The organism is Streptomyces sp. NPDC126510 (assembly GCF_040302345.1).
Taxonomy (GTDB): domain Bacteria; phylum Actinomycetota; class Actinomycetes; order Streptomycetales; family Streptomycetaceae; genus Streptomyces.
In genome coordinates this window covers 302,508-319,896 of the sequence record NZ_JBEORR010000004.1, presented here as the reverse complement: position 1 = coordinate 319,896, position 17,389 = coordinate 302,508, and the positions used below count along the sequence as shown (strand labels likewise).

The following is a 17,389-nucleotide window of genomic DNA, read 5'->3' as shown; positions in this document are numbered from 1 at the left end:
TACGGTGTGGGCATGTCCTCCCCTCCCCGGCCTCACGGCCAGGTGACGCCTGCCCTCGAAGATCTCAACGAGCTGATCCGCAACCTCATGGACCAGCCCGCCGACGATCAGCGGTCGGCGACGTACTCCGAGCTCCTCGCCCAGTGGGCGGAGGTCACACGGGACGAGGTCGGACCGGCAGCGTGATCACCAAGAGGGCGCTCGCTCACGACGGCAGCGTCCGTGCGTTGCGGTGAACGCCCCACGCACCAAACTGCTCTGCTCTAACGTCGGGCTGAAAGCGCACAAGCCGGGGGCGGAACGTGGCATACAAGATGACAGAGGACTTCGCGACGACGATGGCCACCGTCATCCCGATCGTCCTGGTCGTGGGAACGGCTGAAGTCGCCACGCTCTCCCAGAACCTCCATGCGGACCTAAGAGCTATGAACAAGGACCGCGTGATCAGGCAAAAAACGGTGCTCGGCGTGAGAGCGCTGATGAAAGCCCTGATCGGCACCTACTGGGCGGCGATGGTGCTCCTTCACGCCCTTGTGGAAGTGGACCTGATCGCCTGGCTGGCGACTCCGAAGCGCACGGACGATCCAGATCTTGCAGCGCAAGTCGTTCACGTGAGCAAGGACGGGTTCCACTTCGTCGCAGCACTCACCGTGATCCTGCTGCTCATGCGGACGCTCGACGTCGAAGGCATGCTGCGGGATCTGCTGAACGCGCCTCCCCCAGGCTGGGATGAGCCGACTCCTCCGGCCTCAGACCGACCCGAGCCGACTCCGCCGCCACGCCCCCGGGCACGTCCCCTCTACCCAGCGCACCGGGCCATCCGCCGGCCGTCACGCCGCGACCGCTCGGTACCTGGTCGCTGACGGTATCGGACCAGCCCGCCGGTAGGGAGCGTTCCACGACCTACGCGGATCCCCAGGAGCTGTGGGCGGATATCTCGTAGGACGACGTCGAGCAGGCCGCCTAGTCATCGAGGGGGAGCCCCAGCGCGCCGGTCGTCGTGGCGCCTTCCAGTTTTATATCGGTCAGCTTGGCGCCACGGAAGTCCGCATTGGTCAGGTCCGCGTTGCTCAGGTTCGAGCGTGCAAGGTCTGCACCACGAAAATCTGCGCCTGACAGAATCGCGTAGCTGAGATTCACGTCGCTCATAATGGCGTTACGAAGATCAGCATCTGTCAGGTCGACGAGTTGCATGTCCACACAGTTTTGACGCTCTTCTACGGCGCCGGTCTCGTTGATGAATAGGTCGATACAGGTCATGTCTGCCCGGCGAAGATTCGCTCCCGCTAGGGACGAGTTGGGGAGGCTTGCCCCCGCCAGATAGGCACCCCAGAGATTCGCTCCTCCCAGATCAGCCCCTTCCAGGTTCACGTCCCACAAGTAGGCCTTGTGCAGGTCCGCACCGGCCAGAGAAGCCTCGCGGAGATCAGCCTCGGACAGATCCACGTTGGGGAGCTTGATGGGTGCCCTTTCATTGAATCGGAGACCACGCAGGTCGGTCTTGCTCAGGTCGACGATCGTTCCTCTGTCGAGGTTGGGGCGGCGGTGGACCAGCGTGGCGATCGCCGCCCGTACATCCGCCACCGGGGTAGGAGTTACCTCGGGGTCAATCGGCTTCTTCAGGCTGTCTGCGCTTGACCCTGCGTGCCTTTGCGCGAAGGCGGCCAGCACGGACACGACCGTCGGTTGGTCGCGGGGGGAGTCCTGCATGATGCGCTGCAAGGCGTAGATGCCGCCCAGACGAATGTCTAGGGACTGCGATCCCAAATGGTCAACTGCAAAGTTGAACCGGCTGGTGATCTGCCCGTGCTCGGAGATGCTCAGTTCCTTGCTGGCTTGTCCGACCTGCATCCAAGTGAACAGCAGCGCGCCCAGGGCGGCGATCCCTGGCAGGCTGAGCGCGATCAGACTGACCAACTGAAGCCGGCCCCGCCCCTCGGATGTAGGCGCCGACGAGCGGCCGTAGTGTCGACGCCGGCGAACGTGACGGCGACGAGCAATACGGCGAAGCCCGTCGGCGCTCGGTTTCCCAGCCACCTGTACATCGCATCTCGCAGGCCGAGAGCCAGCAACTCTCACTACTCCGATCGGACCACCGGCAAGGGGCGCCCGTTGGGGAATGCAGCGCAGCGAGCCCCCACCCGAAGAAGCCACGGGCGGGGGCTCACCTCCGAAATCCGATCAAGCCAGCCAGCACGATGGATTTGACGTGCCCAACGTATCTCCGGACACTGACAATCGGAGACCTACCTCCCGGGGTGCGCAGTCTCGTAGTGGTCGACGAGCGCAGCCTCCACGCGCTCCCGGAACAGCTCTCCACGCTCGTTCGCACTCGCGGTCAGCGCGGCACTCACCGCCTGCGAATCGTAGGGGGCAGCCACGACGATCGGCCCGTAAGCGTCGACCCCCGGCTCCTCCTGGTGGTGCCAGCCGCACCCCAGCGGGCACGGGTACCGGATTACCCCGAAGGCGGGGAACTCCGACGTGGGCACGATGCTCGGCTCCGGCCAGGGCGCGTTCCTCTCAGCCCGCCGCGCGGCCTCGATCTCCGCGAACACTTCAGCCGGCGTGCGGCGCGGGAGACGCGCCATCACCGCCTCCAGCTCGCGGCGGTCTTCCTCGGGGTCGTAGCTCATGCCCCGAGCATGGCAGACCCCTCGCCCTCTGGAGCGGGAGAGGACGAGGGGTCGTCTGGGGGAGGCGGTTACCCGTATTCCCGCCGAAACGGGCTCAGGGCCGCCTGCGGCGTCGGGCTCGGCTCGGAGGGGGGCACCTGGTCAGGCTGGCAGTCGTAGCGCGGGGCGCCCGGGTCGAAGCCGTCGACGGGCCCACACCTGTAGGTGACGCCTTCGTAGGTGAACGTCCACCCGGCGGGCGCCCGGCCGTCCTCGCCGTCCCGCCCGTCGCTGCCGTCCTGTCCCGCCGGGCCCGGCGGGCCCTCGCGGCCTTCGGGCCCGGGCGGACCGGCGACCGTGGACTCAGCGCCCGGCGCCCCGGACGGACCCGGCACCGTCGAGTCGGCGCCGTCCTGGCCCGCCTGTCCCGGCGGGCCCGACGGACCCCGCGACGGCGTGATGGTCGGCGCGGGTTCGCCCGGTCGTCCGTCGGCTCCCCGTTCGCCGGCCGGGCCGGGCGAGCCGACGATGCTCTTGCCGGGCGCCCCGCGTGAACCAGGGGGCCCGGCGACCGGCTTGCCGCCGAGCCGCTGCACCTGCTCCGCCAGCAGGTCGCGGGCCCGGTTCGCGTCCCGCAGATGGCCCGCTGTCGCCCGCAGGTCATGCGCCTGGGTGATCACCTGCACGGCGAGCCAGCCCATGAACAGCACGAACACGGCGCCCGTGACGGCGATGAGCCACTCGGCGCGCGGCAGGCGAGGACGGCGGATCATCTTGCGCCAGGCGTTCACTTCGCCACCACCGCCCATATGGCGATCACGGACGTGAGCAGGCACAGCAGGATGGGCACCACGGCCTGATACAGCCGCTTCTGCCGCTCGTCGTCGCGGCGTTTCGACTCGTCGCGCTGGTACTGCTCGAAGTCGTCCTCGAGTTGGGTGTTCGCGTCAGAGCAGCGCTGGATGTCCGTTTGCAGTTGCGCCAGGCGCTGCTCGACGTGCGTCGTCTGGATGGTGTAGACGTCCAGCGACACGACCTTGTCGAGGCGGGTGTTCAACTCCCCGAAGCGGACGTCGAGCAGCGCGTGGAGCGTGCTGATCTGCCGCCCGAGTTCGCCGTTGGACGGCTCATCAGGCATCAAGAACTCCGATCAGGCCCCGGGGCGGCTCTGCCGTAGCAGCTCGCGCGCATCGTCGGTCGGCTTGTACCGCGGCGGCCGCGCGTACCCGAGGAGCACCCCGGCGGCGCCCTTGACCCAGGCCGGCCATGCGGCCTTCTCGGCGGCCCGCTCGACGAGCCGGAACACGAGGTAGTACGCGCCGGCGACGGCAAGCGCGACGGCCGACTGGGCTGTGTCGCTGTCGAGGCTGAACCCCAGGCCGGTCAGGGCGACGATGATCCAGCCCGCGACCAGCGGAACGACGGTGCGCAGCAGCGAGGGCAGCAGCATGTCAGGACTCCTTCCACACTAGCGCCGACAGGACGGCGCTGGAAACGGTGACCGGCTGCTTCGATTGGTTCAGCAGCCGCACCCGCATGCCCCGCCCGGCGGCGAGACGCTTCGTCAGCGGCACTACGCGATACGAGCCGCCCTCCGTGCCCGTGACCTCGTCGATGGGGTGATCTGCGCGGTGCTCGTCACCCTCGTACTCGGACATGCGCACCTGCACGACGTCGCCTTCCTGCAGCCCGGACAGGGTCAGGGAGACGCTGCCGGTGAACCGGGCGGCGCCGCGCACGAAGACGCTGCCCCCGGTCGCATGGTCGCCGGCCGTGTCGTTCCACTCGCGCGTGAACTCGATCGAGTCCCAAGCGCCGGGCTTGAGCGTGAACGGCTTGGCCAGGCCGAGGTTCACATAGTCGGGCACGTCTTCCTCCTGTGTCTGGCCGTTGGCGGCGGCGACGATCCGCGGGAACAGCACCTCGCGGAACTGGCGTATGCGGGCGGCCCCAGGGCATGCCGTGCCGTCCGTCGACCACTGCGGGAACATCGAGTGGAAGCCGAAGCCCGGGTCGGAGTGGCTGCGACAGATCCGCAGCGGGATCCCGTGGTGCTGATGGAGCCACACGCCGAGCTTGATCAGCTCCTCGACCTGGGCGGCCGTCCACGGGTCGGAGCCCTTCGTGTTCGACGCCGTCTCGATCGACACCGCACCCGTTCCGTCGGCCCGCCGGTTCGCGCCCGCGTTCGCGTCAGCGCGGGTCTCCGTGCCGATGAACTGGCCCAGGTCGCCCTGGTAGCCGAGGCCGAAGTGGGACTCCAGTGAGGTAGATTTCCAATATTCGTAGAGCCGTTGGGCGCTCCACGGGGCGATGACGCTATGAACGATCATCTGTGTTGGCCGGATCGCAGGCTGCTGATCGCTCTCGGGCTGAAGCTCAAGCTTCTTCGCGAACGGGCACCAAGCCATCAGAGTGCCTCCTGCCTCTTCATCGAAGGGACGCCGGTGTGGACGTGCCCACCTGCACAATCGACGGATGCGACCGCCCTGTGCGCGTGCACTCCCGAGGATGGTGCGCCATGCACTACAGCCGCTGGCAACGTCACGGGGACACGGGACCTGGATCCGCACACCGCGTGCACGCCCGCACGGCGACGGAACCCCGACGGTGCGAGTTTCCCGACTGCACACGGCCGTACATCAGCAAGGGCCTGTGCGCCAGTCACAACTGGCAGCGCAACGCGGGACGCGAACTGACCCCCCTGCCGGAAAGGCGTGACGCCAAGCCGACCGACAGGAACGAACGGGGCGAGAAACAGTGCCGCACCTGCCTTGTCTGGCTCCTCCCACACATGTTCACCCGACTCGCTAGCGCCCCCGACGGGCTGCAAGGCCACTGTCGAGGCTGCGCGCGGGACGCCCAGCGCAGGGCGCTCTACAACATGCCTCGCGGGCAATACGACGAGATGTTGGCGAGTCAGAACGGCGTATGCGCCATCTGCGGACTGACGGACGATAACGCGCTCACCCTGTCCATTGATCATGACCACACCTGCTGTTCAGGCCCCGCCACGTCCTGCGGCCGATGTGTCCGTGGCCTACTGTGCACCGCGTGCAACCACGGGCTCGGGAAGTTCCGGGATGACCCCGCACTCCTGCGTGCTGCAGCCGCGTACTTGGAGCAGAGCCGGGCCAAATAGTCCCGCCAGTACTCGTCGGTACGCTGCGGCGTCCACGGCGCGACGATGGTGTGCACGATGAACTGCGTCGGCCTGATGGCCTCCTGCCGGTCACTCTCCGGCTGGAGCTCCAGCTTTTTCACAAACAAACACCGAACCATCAGGAGCCCTCCACCGTCTCAGTCGGGGGGATGTAGCCGGTCAGTGTCGTGGCCACCGCCGGATCGAGGTTCGCGGCGATCAGAGCGTCGTACGCGCTCTTCTTCTGCGCGATCTCGGCGGCCTCAATGTCCGCCTGGCGCTGCGCGGCCGCGGCCTGGATCTGGGAGAGCTTCGCCGCGTACGCCTCCGCGTCGAGCGGCGTCCAGCCCGCGGGGGTCGTGGGGTTCTCCTCGTTGGTGACCCGCTGCCGCAGGTTCCCGTCCGCGTCACCGTAGTAGAGCGTCTGCTGTGTTCCTGCCATGGGTCCGCCTCCTCACGCCTCGACGATGCTGTTCAGGAACACGCGGAGGGTGGCCTGAATGCGGGTGATCTCCGCGCCGCCGGAGCCACGGCCCGCCTGGATGTTCATGGAGATCGTCCGCGTCTCACCCGCCGCCAGGCGGATCTCGCTGATCTTGTTGTCCTGCGTGTGGGTGTTGAAGATCGTCCTGCTGCCCTGGTTGCCCAGGTAGGTCATGTCGTCGTTGTCGATGCCGGCCATGGCGCCGCTGTCCGGCGGCAGCATGAAGTCCAGGTCGATTTCCCTGAAGAGCAGGCCCAGCGCCGCCCGGCACGGGTCCGGGTTGGTCACCGTGAGGGTCATCGTGTCGACGGTCTCTTCGGGCGTTGTCGGCACCGGGATGGGCGTCGCGAGGACGTCGTTCCTCTCGTTGTGGAAGTAGTCCTGCTTCAGGGGCGGTTCGCCCTTGAGTTCGCCGGTCGCCGGGTCGCAGTAGATGCCCGAGCTGTTGTTGCCGATGGGGCACGCGTAGGGCCACGTCTGCGTGTTCGCGGTGACCGGGTCCGTTGCGGTTCCGGTGCCGGTGAGGCCGCAGCCCGCCGTCAGGGAAGCGGCGGGGACGTACAGGCCGCCGGAGTCGATCGTCAGCGTGTTGCCCGGCGTCGGGGAAACCTTCGCGCCGACCGTGATCGGGTTCGTCGTCGTGCCCGCCCCGGTGACCGTCGAGCCCGGCCCCTCCCGCACCACACAGTTGCAGGCACTGCCGCCGCACTTGCAGCTCGCCATGGGCCCCTCCGAGGGGAGTCAAGTTGAGCCCGGCCCACAACCAGCAGCGACCCCAGTTTAAGAGTGCTCAGGGCGTGTACCGGGTCAGGTACTTCGCCGTCTCCGGGCCGATCCCGGGCAGAAGCGACAGCACCGAGTACGCGGACTTCGCTGCCGCCTGCCGGGCCGCGAACGCGTCGTCAACGGCCTTCTGCCTGGCCGCCTGGTAGGCGGCCATCGACGCATCGAACTCGGCGGCCGTGATCTCCTCGATGCCGTCCACCTTCGGGGCGGACGGTTCGACGTTCTCACCCGACAGCATCAGCACCGTGCCGTCGAGGTTCCTGAAGTACCGGCTCGTCTGCACAGCCATCTCCTTAGTTCGGCAGGGAGAACACCCAGGCCTGCTGCCGGGCCTGGATGCGCGAGTACGTGGCACCGCCGAAGCCGCGCCCCATGGTGATGTTCAGGACGGTCGTCGCGGACCCGCCCGCTGGCACGTTGACGTTGATCAGCTTCCCGACCTGGGCGTGCACGGCGTTCAGCGGCGCGTCGCCGTGGTTCTGCATCGCGAACATGTCGTCGCCGCTGATCCCGTACGCTGCGCCCGATCCGTTCCCGGCGGACGGCAGGAACACGTCGGCGTCCACGTCCTGCCACACCATGGCGATCGCCGGGCGGCAGGTGTCGGTGTTCTGGAGCGTCAGCGACAACGAAGCGACGGTCGTATCCGTGGCGGGGACCGCGAGGTCGTTGTACGTCTGGTTCATCGACGCCGTGTACGTGTTCATGCGCGCCGGAGGGTCGCTGCGCAGGACGCCGTTGCCGTCGCAGTACACGCCCCCGCCAGCCGTGTTGACCGGGCAGGCGTACGACCACGTCTGGGTCCTCGCCGCCACGGGGGAGCTCGCCGAGCCGTTGCCGGTCAGGCCGCAGCCCGTCGTCACCGTCGCCGCGCCCGTCGGCACGTACAGGCCGTTCGGGCGCACCACGAGGTTGTTGCCCGGGTCCTCCGACAGGTCGACAGAGATCTGCCCCGTCGTCGCGCTGTAGCTGATCCCCCGCGCGTTCGACAGACAGGCCCGTACCTCGGCGCAGTTCGTCACCGCGCTGACCGCGAACGGATTGAGCGTGCTGCCCGACCCGGTGACCGTCGTGTTGTCGCCAGCGACCACCACACAGTTGCAGTCGCCGCCGCCGCACTGGCACCTAGCCATGGTTCCTCTCCCCCTCAGCCGTACAGCTCGATGATCACGGCGCCCGGCATTCCCGCCGCGCCGTCGACCGCGCCGCCGTACGACAGCGCTCCACCGGCCCCGCCACCAGCGCCACGGCCCGACGCCCCGTCCGTCTCGAAGGCGCGGGCCTGACCGCCGTGCCCCATGACGGACTCGCCGCCCACGCCGGACATTCCGTTCGTACCGTTCAGCCGGATCGACGCGCCGCCAGGACCACCGCCCTGCTTCCAGCCGCCCGTGCCGGCCAGCGGCCCGTTCGCGCCCGAGGACACATCGAGGCTCGTCCCCGACGTCTGGAGGGCATGCCCGCCATCCCCGCCGTTCGCCATGACGAACCCGCCGAACGACGAGGAGCCGCCCGTGCCGCCCGCGGTGGTCGCTGTGCCGGCTGTGCCGCCCGCGCCGACGACGATGGTCTCCGAGGCGCCCAGGTCGGCCGCCTCGATCAGCGATTCGGAGTAGCCGCCGCCTGCGCCGCCGGGCCGGACGATGCACTGGTCGGCGGCCGCGTTCGCGCCTGCGGCTCCGCCGCCCGCGCCTTGTACCCGCACCCGCACACGCGCGAGCCACGGATACGACGCCTTCTTGAAGGAGAACGTCCCCGGCGCGGTGAAGTACAGGATGTTCCGCAGCCCCAGCGAGCCGGGGACCATGGTCAGCTCGCCGTTGTCGTTGATCTCGAAGTACGACCCGTCGGCACACGCACGCAACCGGACTCACACCCCTTCGGGTTCACGGAGTCCGGCCCTCAACCAGTCGACGGGACGAGTTTACGAGCGGTGATCAGGCAAGGGTGCCCACCGCTAGGACGTGCACCTTGACCCCCGAGCCGGCCGGTGCCGCCGTCTGCCCGCCGACCAGCACACCGGTCGACGTCCACACCCGCACCACGGCCTGCGTGGTGGTGACGCTCTCCAGCGACACGAACAGGCCTCGTGCGTCGGCCGGGGCCGCATCGACGGGGAGCGCGCCGATAATCGGCGGCTGCGTGAAGGCCCGCGGGTAGACCCACGTAGCCCGCCCGTCGGCCCCCGTGGTGACCACGGTCGCGGCTGGCGGCGCCCCTGCGGGGCCTGGAGGTCCGGGAGGTCCCTGGGGGCCCGGCACTGTGGAGGCCGCCCCTGGAGGCCCCGGCGGGCCCGCAGGCCCTGGCGGTCCCGGCACCGTGGAGTCCGCCCCGGACGGCCCGGGAGGCCCTGGCGGTCCCGGCACTGTGGAGTCCGCCCCGGGCGGCCCGGGAGGACCCGGCGGTCCCGGGACCGTGGAGTCCGCTCCTGCTGGCCCTGGCGGGCCCGCGGGGCCGGGAGGGCCCTCGTCGCCTTGGTCGCCGCGTGGCCCCGGCTGCCTCGCCGAGCGCTGTGCCTCGCGCAGCACACCCGCGAGCGGGTTGTCCGGGATCAGTCTCGTCGCCGGTCGGTGCGCCATCAGTTGTCCTCCGAGGTGCTCACGGGCCCGAACTGGACCTTCACCTGCTCGCCTGCGCCGTCCGCCGACACGCTCAGGCCGGTGATTTTCATGCGCTGCGAGATGTTCCGGCACGTCGCTGTCGTCGTCAGGTCCACGCACCAGCCCGGCACGAGGCGGGCGATGTCGACGCCCGCGTCCGGGGACAGCGTGACCTCGCTGCTGTCGATGTAGACCGGGACCGGCAGCGATGCGTTCAGCCGTGACTGTGCTGCCGCGTCAGCGCTCGCCTGGTCCTTGATGCTCGTGTCCTGGATGCTCCGCTCGATCAGCCCGTAGTACGGGTGGACCCCGCCGGCCGTGCCCACGACTCCCGAGGCGTCGTCGCCGTAGACGATCCACCTGGTGGCCATCGCCGTGCCGTCCTCTTCGACGCTCAGCCCGTCGGGGAGGTCCGCGTCGGTGAGGAGGCCGATGCTCGCGCTCCAGTCGTCCGGCATGAGCAGCAGCGTCGCCCCGACCGCGGTGAAGTCGAGGCCGGTCTCCGCCAGGTTGCGAAGGTGGTCGCCGCTCTGTCCGATGTTGGCTCGGTAGTCGCGGGAGCCGAGGATGCCGGACTCCGCGAGGACGGTGACGGTGTGGCCTGGGTCGTCGGGGGCGAGGGCATCCTCGATCAGCCACTCGGCGATGTCGGTCAGGTCGGTGTTCGTGAACGCCTTCGTCTCGTGCGGCGTGCGCCGGTTCAGCACGGACACGATGTCGGCGGCCGAGATCGTCACCGTGCCGACACCCCACTTCGGCAAGAGGATCTGCCCACCCCACACGTACACGTCGTTGCGGTAGATGTGCAGCCAGTGGCGCATCGCCCGCATGTCGCCGAGGACGCCGCAGCAGTCGCCGTCCGGTTCGATCGTGACGCTCGCCGTGGAGGCGTCGTTCAGGATCCTGGACCATTGCAGGCTCGTGATGACCTGCGCCTGCGCGAGGATCTGCCCGCCCCGGTCCGTGATGTGGGCGGTGTACTCGGCTGCGCACCCGAGTTCGGCCATCAGAGGGCCCTCCCCGACACCGCGAACGACAGCCGCGCGTCCGCCGCCGGCGGCTCGAACGCGTCCGTCTCCACCAGGAGGCAATACTCCGCGCAGTCCAGGGCCGGCCACGACGCCGGGGCGCCCTCACGGCCGAACACCGTCGTCGCCGACGAGCACTCGCCGCCGCAGAACAGCACAGCCCGGGACGTCTGCCCGTCCAGGACGAGTTCCGATCCAGCAGCCAGGTAGCTCACCGTCCACTGCGCATACGGCTCACAGCGCTTCTTCTCGGCTATCTCCTCGCACGTCAAGCCCGCATCCGCTGCCGTCTTCTGGAACAGGCTCACTCTCAGCCGCCGCAGGTCGCTGCTCCCGGCGTAGACGCTGATGAGCGGCACGTCGTCCATCCACCCGGGCCGGTCGGACAGGTCGAGGGCGTAGGCGGCCGAGTTGACGGCGAGGGCGTCGCAGAAGCACGTCACCGGGGCCGTCGGAACCGGCGGTACCGCGCTGGCACAGGCGGGGTCGCCGCACTTGTCCTGGCTGTCCCGACAGGGCTTGAGACGGCAGTCCTTGCACGTGTTCGCCCAGTCCGGCAGCCACGGTTCGTGGATGCACCACTCTATGCACTCGCCGTCGGTATCGGTCGGCAGCGTGACGTCCAGCAGCTCCACCGCGTCCGCGTACGCGAACGGGCTCGCGGCCGTCATGGTCCATTCGACCTGGATGATGTCGGCGCCTATCGAGCACGTGCCTCCCGCGCAGGAGCCGTCGCCGTTCCTCGCCGTCACCTTCACCTTCGAGGTGAGCGCCACCCGCCGAAACGTCCGCCGGTGCGCCCGGTTGAACTCGTCCCGCGTCATCGCCTCGCCCGGACAACAGGCGTACATCTCGACGCAGTCGCCGCCGCACTGCGAGCCCGTGCAGCCCTGCAACGCCGCCTTGAGGAACTGAAGCCCGTACTCGACGCCGCAGCACGTAGAGCCGAGCAGCAGCGCCGTGAACGTCATCTGCCGCGGTTGCACCCGGGCCGGGCCGATCGAACCGCCACCGGTCACCGCCGTGTTCACCGACCGCTCCACCGCGGAGTCATCGATCCCGTCGATGCTGAGGAGCAGCACGCCGGCGAACTCCAGGCTCTCGGGCGCATCGGGGTCGTACCACTCGGCCGGGGTGAGCGGATCGTCGGGCGTGGTGTACGGCTGCCCGTCATCGTCCAGGACGGCCGCGGTGAGGCTCTCGCAGCCGCAGATGTCCGACCCGCTCGTCAGCGGCGACCCGACCGTCTGTAGGTACTGCCGCAACCGGGCGTGGTTGACCACCTCCACACCGCCCACGGTCACGAAGTCAGCAAGCACCAGAACACCTCTCTCAGGTCAGGTTCGCCAGCGCGATGCGCCGAAGGATCACGCGGGCCGTCTGCTCCGGGTCGTTGGCGGCCTGCACGGTGATGTTGTTCGTGACCGACGCACCGAACGGGGCCCGCACCGTGCTGAAGTCGGCGGCGCTGCGCCTCCCCGACCCGGGCGGCACGATCCCGGCGACGTCGCCGAGGGACGGCTGAACCACCGGCCCTGCCACCGTGCTCGCGAGGCCGGCCAGCGGCTCGTTGACCGCGTCGGTCAGGCGCCGCGCCGACGTTCGGGCCGCCTTCACCAGGTCGCCGAGGCGGCCGAGGAAGCCGTTGTGCAGGCCGAGGCCCGTCAGGTCGCCGATCTTCGCGAACACCACGGACGGCGACTTGATCCCGAGGGCCTTCCGGATGCTCTGCTGCATGGCCTTCGCGATCGAGACCATGAGCGTCTCGATGTCCTTCTGCTGGCCCTTGAGTCCAGCCAGGAAGCCTTTCGATGCCTGCTTACCGGCGTCGAACAGGTTGTCGGCGGCGCTCTTGCCGAGCGTGTTCGTCGCGTTGACCAACTGCTTTTGCAGGCTGTTGATCTGTTGCAGGCTGGCCGTCGACTGCTTCGACAGGAACCCGGCGAGCTGCGCGCCCTGCGTCGGACCGAGCGCGATGATCTGCGCCAGCAGGTCCTTGCGCAGGCCGCGCTTGGCGAGGTCGTTGATCTGCTTGGTGAAGCCCCGTACCTGGCCGATGGCCTGGTCCAGGCCCTCGGTGATGTTGAACATGCTCACCCCGCCCTGGGTGAGGTTCTGGAGGCTGAACGACTGGAGCGCCGACGCCGCGGTGTCCGTCGCGAACTTGTTGGCGTCGGCGATCCGCTTCGCGATGGAGTCCCGCTGGTTCGCGAGGGACACCAGCCGCTTGTTGCCGTCGGCGATCAGCTTCAGCAGCTGGTCATCCAGCTTGGTCTTCTTGCCCTTGAAGGCGTTACGGATGCTGGCGGCGATCTTGTCCGTGGTGGACTTGATCTGGTCCACCGTGCCGGTGAGACCGACGATGAAGCCCTTGCCGGTGTCCTTACCGATCTGGATGAACACCTTCGACGGCGAGCTGATCTTCAGGACGCTCTTCGCCGACTTGATGGCCGACGAGACGACTTCCTTCGCGGCCGAGGCGACCTGACCGGCCATGGCCCTGACGCCGCTGATCAGACCCCGGACGAGGTCGCGGCCGACGGACACCAGCGCCGACGTCGCCCCGGACAGTGCGCCTCGCACGCGGCCCGGGATGCCCTGGAAGAACGACACGACCTGCGAGCCGAAGCTCCGCGCGGCCGCCAGCGCCTGGGAGCCGGCCGACCGGAACAGGGACGACACGCGGCCGGGCAGCGACGACAGGAACGAGGAGATCCGGCCGGGCAGCGCCGAGAAGAACGACCCCACGGCCGACAGCCCGGACGACACCGCCGAGCGGGCGGCGCTCAACGCCGAGTTGAACAGCCGCAGGATCGTCGACCCCAGCGACGACAGGGCATTGGAGATCATGCCGGGCACGCGCGTGAACAGCGCGATCGCATGGCCGATGCCGAAACCGATGGCCGTGCCGACGGCGCGAAGCGCCGCATAGAACGCCTGGGACAGTAGCCCCGGCAGCGCGGCGAGCGCGCTCATGATCATGCCGGGCAGCGAGGTGAAGAAGCCGACGACCGCGTTGAACGCCGTGGTGATCATGCCGCCGAGCGCCGACAGCCCGGACACGATCATCGACGGCAGGTTGACGATGAAGTTGACGACGGACGTCACGGCGCCGAGCAGCCCGGACAGCACCGACACCACGGCCTGGATGATCGGCACCACGACGTTGATCGCCACCCAGCCCACGAACGCGGCGCCGATCTGGAGGATCGGGCCGACGATCTGCACGACCATGCCCACCAGCGGGGCGAGGGAGGCCACCAGTTGGGCGATGGGCGGGATCAGCGGGACGACAGCCTGGACGATCGCCAGGAAGGCGTCGATCAGCGGCGGCAGGACCGGCAGCAGCGCGGAAACGATCTGCTGCACGAGCGGCACGAACGCGTTGACGATCTGAAGGATCGCCTGCGACAGGACCGGCAGGATCGGCAGCAGGGCCCCGGTGATCTGCGCGATCAACGGCACGAACGCGTCGACGATCTGCGAGATCGCGGCGACGATCGGCGGCAGAGCGGGGGCCAGGCCGGTAAAGAGGTCGGCGAGGGCCTGGCCGACGCCAGAGACCAGCGGCTGAAGCGCGGTCACCAGCTGCACGAACGCGGCCGTCAGCGGCGGCAGGATCGGCATCAGTGCGCCAACCAGCGCCGAGATGATCGGCTGGAACAGGCTCGCCAGCGCCGACAGGATCGGAGCGAGGATCTGCCCCAGGGACGCCGCGAGCTGCCCGACCAGCGGCAGCACCGGCGCCAGGGCGACCGCGATCTGCCCGATCGCCGCGCCGAGCGGCGCCAGCGCCGGGGCGACCAGCGCCAGGCCCTGCGCGAGGCCGTCGACCAGCGCCTGAATGCCCGGCATGAGCGCCTGAATGGCAGGGCCCAAGGCGTTGACCACGGTCAGGATCGCCGGGCCCAGCGCGCTGAAGATCGGCAGTACCGCGGGGGCTATCGCCCCTACCTGCGTCACGAGCGCGGCGAGGATCGGACCGACCTGCCGGGCGGCCTCCCCAAGCGTCGCGAAGATGTTCCCGAGCGCCTCCTGGCCCGCCATCGACTGGACGAACGCCGCCATCTGCCCGGTGATCGTCTGAAGGTTGGCCAGCAGCCCCCCGCCGACGCTGTTGGCCGCCTCGGACATGCCGGAGAAGATCGACCCGACGTTCGACGCGATGGCGCCGAGCTGCTGGAAGACGGTGATCGCGTTCTGGATCCACGTCAGCCCTGACCCGGCGGCCGTGGCGCGCTCGAGAAACGCGGCGAACCGGTTGATCACCCCGTCGAGCGAGGCGCCCAGGCCGTTGAAGGCGGGAAGCGTCGACGACGCGAACCGGCCGATCGACGTCAGCAGCCGGTCGATCGTGTCGGACTTGATCCCGGTGATCTCCGTCTTCAGCCCGGCGAAGACGTTCCGGACGAGTCCGACCGCCGTGGACGACTTGGCGAACCCGAGCGCGGAAAAGGCGAGCCGCCCGAACTCGGCGGACAGGCCCGTCATGCCGGTCTTCAGCGGCCCCTTCAGCGCGTTCGCCGCCGCGGTGATGTCGCCCGTCAGCGGCTTGAAGAACGCGCCCTGGACGCTGGACTTCAGCGCGTCGAACGCCGGCTTCAACGCCCGCACTTCCTGGGCGGCTGCCCTCGCGGCCGGGGACAGACCCTCAAGGGACGCCTCGAAGGCCTTCGCGTCTCCGGTCAGCGCCGAGGAGAACGCCGCACCCACACCGTCAAGGGCGAGCTTCAGCGTGCCGATCGCAGCCCCGGCGGCGAGGAACACGGCCGGGGCCGCCGCGACGATGCCGACCGCGGGGGCGAGCGCGCCGACCAGAGCGGCGACCCCTCCAGCCGCGCCGGCCGCCGCCAAGCCGAGCGCGCCAAGTCTCAGCCCCGACGCGAGGCTGCGGCCGATGCCTCCGACGATCCGGCCCAGGCTGCCCAGCGCCCGAGTGAGCCGGTTCCCGTCGAGGTCCGCGTTGACGTTGACATCGACGTCCGGCGTGTTGTGCGCCCGTATCCGCGCGTCGAAATCGTCCAGGTCGGGGACGACCCGGATCGACACCTCTTCGTCCGCGAGAGCGGCCCGCAGCCGCTCCATGAACACCGTCAGGTCCGGCGCGACGGGGATGTTCAGCGAGTCGATCCCGGACAGCCCGGCGAGAAGCTGAGCGTCGAACCGGCTCAGGTCCGGATCCACACGGATCCGCACCGAGACGTTGCGCAGGCTGTTCTGAAGGTTCCGCTGGATCTGCCGGGCGATGCCGTTCGTGGCCCGGTTCAGGGCGTTCTGGATCCGCTGGCCGAGCAGCCGGGCATCAGCCACGATCCCGGTGTCGTCCAGGTCGATCGTGATGCGCGCTGAGCCGTAGTCCTCGTCCTCGCCGACCACCGGGCAACCCGCTTTCGCGTGTGGTTGCCCGGCCCTGAACCAGTCGGCTCTGGCCCCCCATCTACCTAGGGCGGCCGGTCTTCAGATTATCGGTTAGCGGTGTGCTGTCCCGGGACGCTGTTGGCAGGCGACACGCTTTGAGTGCCCTTGAACGAGGCGAAGGCCTCCGGGGTCGGTGTGGATTGCGAAGTCTGCGCCGATGCACAGGAGGCCTTTGCTGTTCCAGGGCCGCTGCTGCGGGCGGGCTGGTGCGGATCGACGGGCCGCCGCGGTGCCGCTTCGGCCGGGAACGTGCCCAGACAGCAATCCAGGCCATATTTATCCGAAGGTGCCCCGAAGCTACAAGTGAATCCCCGCACAGTTCCCCAAGGTTGCTCAGCATGCGAGTCAGCAGCGCCGGACGTAGCCTGGAATCAACGCTAGTCAGCGGCAGTTGCCGCACTGAAGCTCGTTCGGCCTCAATAAAAGGTGACCTCCCAAATATTGACGCCGCAACTGGTAAATCCAGCGAGACAGCGGAAGCCGCCGCACTGACGCTTACGGCTAGGAGGAAGTCATGACCTCTACCTCTTCATCGCTCCCGAACGGTGGCCAGAGTTACGGGACGACCTTGACAGACACGGCCCCAGAGATCATCGCTGCCAGCGAAGTGGACCCCACCGTCCGCAGTGCCGCGCGGCATTTCCGCTTCTCGGGGCGTCAGTTCTTCGCGATCACCTGCAACTTCCCCGAAGCAACTCCCGACAGCGTGGTGCTCGCGTCCGTCTGCGAACTCTCACCGACGACCCAAAGGCCATTCCTGGGCGGCGCCAGCGTTCAGACATTCAACGTCGTTCCGGAAAACGGCAAGGTGGTCGTGTCGGGAAGGATCTGGTGGGATTCCAACCTTCTCATCAGGGTCAGCCTGTTCCTGGCGTAACCGTTCGCTCTCCGTCCGGCGGTCGGTCAGCGACGCCGCCAGCGCCCCAGTAGTCAAGGCGCAGTAGGCGTTGTATCAATCGGGTCGAGGGAAGGCGCGGCTGGCCCGAGAATTCAACTCGGACCAGCCGCAGGGCGATCGGGCGATGACCTGATTCCAAATTCCCACCAGCGGGCGGGGACTGCTATGGCCCGCGGCAAGATCACGAAGTGAGACAGGAGGGTTAGCGGCTCATCAGCCGTGCGTCCTCCCTGGCCATGGCAGCCATCAGGGCTTGGGCGTCGTTCCTGCCCATCGCCGCCGACCTCGGCCGCCCAGAAGCGCCCGCCGGGGGCCGGTAGCCCTTCGGCGGGGCGTACAGCTCGGCCCGCTTCCGGGCCCGCTCACTGTCGTCCTTCGCCCCGGCGTCGAGCTGCGCCTCGGCCGCGTTCAGCATCCG

20 protein-coding genes are annotated in these 17,389 nt (G+C 68.8%); 4 read left to right on the top strand and 16 right to left on the bottom strand.

Features of this window, described 5'->3' with window-relative positions; translation table 11 throughout:
• The first annotated feature begins 12 nt into the window (after nucleotides 1-12).
• Both ABTX60_RS07425 and ABTX60_RS07420 read left to right on the top strand, forming a co-directional pair.
• A complete protein-coding gene (locus tag ABTX60_RS07425) occupies nucleotides 13-186 on the top strand; it encodes a hypothetical protein (RefSeq protein ID WP_352096105.1) in 174 nt (57 codons plus the stop codon).
• 116 nt (nucleotides 187-302) lie between these two features.
• The gene (locus ABTX60_RS07420; RefSeq protein WP_352096104.1) at nucleotides 303-863 is read left to right on the top strand and encodes a hypothetical protein; all 561 of its coding nucleotides are present in this window, start codon (nucleotides 303-305) and stop codon (nucleotides 861-863) included.
• Between the two features lie 100 nt (nucleotides 864-963).
• Here ABTX60_RS07420 and ABTX60_RS07415 read toward each other — a convergent pair whose 3' ends face one another.
• From ABTX60_RS07415 to ABTX60_RS07390, 6 genes are all read right to left on the bottom strand, one after another.
• Nucleotides 964-1,917 carry a pentapeptide repeat-containing protein gene (locus tag ABTX60_RS07415; RefSeq protein WP_352096103.1) on the bottom strand — a complete coding sequence of 318 codons (954 nt, stop codon included), beginning with the start codon at nucleotides 1,915-1,917 and terminating at the stop codon, nucleotides 964-966.
• Nucleotides 1,918-2,246: 329 nt separating this feature from the next.
• Nucleotides 2,247-2,636, bottom strand: coding sequence for a hypothetical protein (locus ABTX60_RS07410; RefSeq protein ID WP_352096102.1), 390 nt, complete (start codon nucleotides 2,634-2,636; stop codon nucleotides 2,247-2,249).
• Nucleotides 2,637-2,704: 68 nt separating this feature from the next.
• Nucleotides 2,705-3,406, bottom strand: a complete 702-nt coding sequence (locus ABTX60_RS07405) for a collagen-like domain-containing protein (RefSeq protein WP_352096101.1) — start codon at nucleotides 3,404-3,406, stop codon at nucleotides 2,705-2,707.
• A complete protein-coding gene (locus tag ABTX60_RS07400; protein WP_352096100.1) occupies nucleotides 3,403-3,753 on the bottom strand; it encodes a hypothetical protein in 351 nt (116 codons plus the stop codon). The genes ABTX60_RS07405 and ABTX60_RS07400 overlap by 4 nt, the downstream gene beginning before the upstream one ends.
• A 12-nt stretch (nucleotides 3,754-3,765) precedes the next feature.
• A complete protein-coding gene (locus ABTX60_RS07395; protein WP_352096099.1) occupies nucleotides 3,766-4,065 on the bottom strand; it encodes a hypothetical protein in 300 nt (99 codons plus the stop codon).
• Nucleotide 4,066: 1 nt separating this feature from the next.
• Nucleotides 4,067-4,948 (bottom strand): peptidoglycan recognition protein family protein, encoded by an 882-nt coding sequence (locus ABTX60_RS07390; RefSeq protein ID WP_352096098.1) that lies wholly within the window; start codon nucleotides 4,946-4,948, stop codon nucleotides 4,067-4,069.
• A 188-nt stretch (nucleotides 4,949-5,136) separates the two neighbouring features.
• Between ABTX60_RS07390 and ABTX60_RS07385 the strand changes: the two genes are divergently transcribed.
• On the top strand, nucleotides 5,137-5,757 hold the full coding sequence (locus ABTX60_RS07385) for an endonuclease domain-containing protein (protein ID WP_352096097.1): 621 nt from the start codon (nucleotides 5,137-5,139) through the stop codon (nucleotides 5,755-5,757).
• Nucleotides 5,758-5,896: 139 nt separating this feature from the next.
• Here ABTX60_RS07385 and ABTX60_RS07380 read toward each other — a convergent pair whose 3' ends face one another.
• The 9 genes from ABTX60_RS07380 to ABTX60_RS07340 all read right to left on the bottom strand — a co-directional run bounded on the left by ABTX60_RS07380 (nucleotide 5,897) and on the right by ABTX60_RS07340 (nucleotide 16,031).
• Nucleotides 5,897-6,199, bottom strand: coding sequence for a hypothetical protein (locus ABTX60_RS07380; protein WP_352096096.1), 303 nt, complete (start codon nucleotides 6,197-6,199; stop codon nucleotides 5,897-5,899).
• 12 nt (nucleotides 6,200-6,211) lie between these two features.
• The gene (locus tag ABTX60_RS07375; RefSeq protein WP_352096095.1) at nucleotides 6,212-6,964 is read right to left on the bottom strand and encodes a hypothetical protein; all 753 of its coding nucleotides are present in this window, start codon (nucleotides 6,962-6,964) and stop codon (nucleotides 6,212-6,214) included.
• Nucleotides 6,965-7,031: 67 nt separating this feature from the next.
• Nucleotides 7,032-7,316, bottom strand: a complete 285-nt coding sequence (locus ABTX60_RS07370; RefSeq protein WP_352096094.1) for a hypothetical protein — start codon at nucleotides 7,314-7,316, stop codon at nucleotides 7,032-7,034.
• A 4-nt stretch (nucleotides 7,317-7,320) separates the two neighbouring features.
• A complete protein-coding gene (locus tag ABTX60_RS07365; protein WP_352096093.1) occupies nucleotides 7,321-8,160 on the bottom strand; it encodes a hypothetical protein in 840 nt (279 codons plus the stop codon).
• A gap of 14 nt (nucleotides 8,161-8,174) precedes the next feature.
• Nucleotides 8,175-8,891 (bottom strand): glycine-rich domain-containing protein, encoded by a 717-nt coding sequence (locus ABTX60_RS07360; protein WP_352096092.1) that lies wholly within the window; start codon nucleotides 8,889-8,891, stop codon nucleotides 8,175-8,177.
• Nucleotides 8,892-8,964: 73 nt separating this feature from the next.
• Nucleotides 8,965-9,225 carry a hypothetical protein gene (locus ABTX60_RS07355; RefSeq protein WP_352096091.1) on the bottom strand — a complete coding sequence of 87 codons (261 nt, stop codon included), beginning with the start codon at nucleotides 9,223-9,225 and terminating at the stop codon, nucleotides 8,965-8,967.
• A 380-nt stretch (nucleotides 9,226-9,605) separates the two neighbouring features.
• Complete coding sequence (locus ABTX60_RS07350; RefSeq protein WP_352096090.1) at nucleotides 9,606-10,634, bottom strand: hypothetical protein; 1,029 nt, start codon at nucleotides 10,632-10,634, stop codon at nucleotides 9,606-9,608.
• Complete coding sequence (locus ABTX60_RS07345; RefSeq protein ID WP_352096089.1) at nucleotides 10,634-11,974, bottom strand: hypothetical protein; 1,341 nt, start codon at nucleotides 11,972-11,974, stop codon at nucleotides 10,634-10,636. The genes ABTX60_RS07350 and ABTX60_RS07345 overlap by 1 nt, the downstream gene beginning before the upstream one ends.
• 13 nt (nucleotides 11,975-11,987) lie before the next feature.
• Nucleotides 11,988-16,031 (bottom strand): phage tail protein, encoded by a 4,044-nt coding sequence (locus ABTX60_RS07340; protein WP_352096088.1) that lies wholly within the window; start codon nucleotides 16,029-16,031, stop codon nucleotides 11,988-11,990.
• Nucleotides 16,032-16,587: 556 nt separating this feature from the next.
• On the opposite strand from ABTX60_RS07340, the gene ABTX60_RS07335 reads away from it, so the two are divergent.
• Nucleotides 16,588-16,950, top strand: a complete 363-nt coding sequence (locus ABTX60_RS07335) for a hypothetical protein (RefSeq protein WP_352096087.1) — start codon at nucleotides 16,588-16,590, stop codon at nucleotides 16,948-16,950.
• Nucleotides 16,951-17,173: 223 nt separating this feature from the next.
• Here the strand turns inward: ABTX60_RS07335 and ABTX60_RS07330 are convergent, their stop codons facing one another.
• Nucleotides 17,174-17,386 (bottom strand): hypothetical protein, encoded by a 213-nt coding sequence (locus ABTX60_RS07330; protein ID WP_352096086.1) that lies wholly within the window; start codon nucleotides 17,384-17,386, stop codon nucleotides 17,174-17,176.
• Between the last annotated feature and the right edge of the window lie 3 nt (nucleotides 17,387-17,389).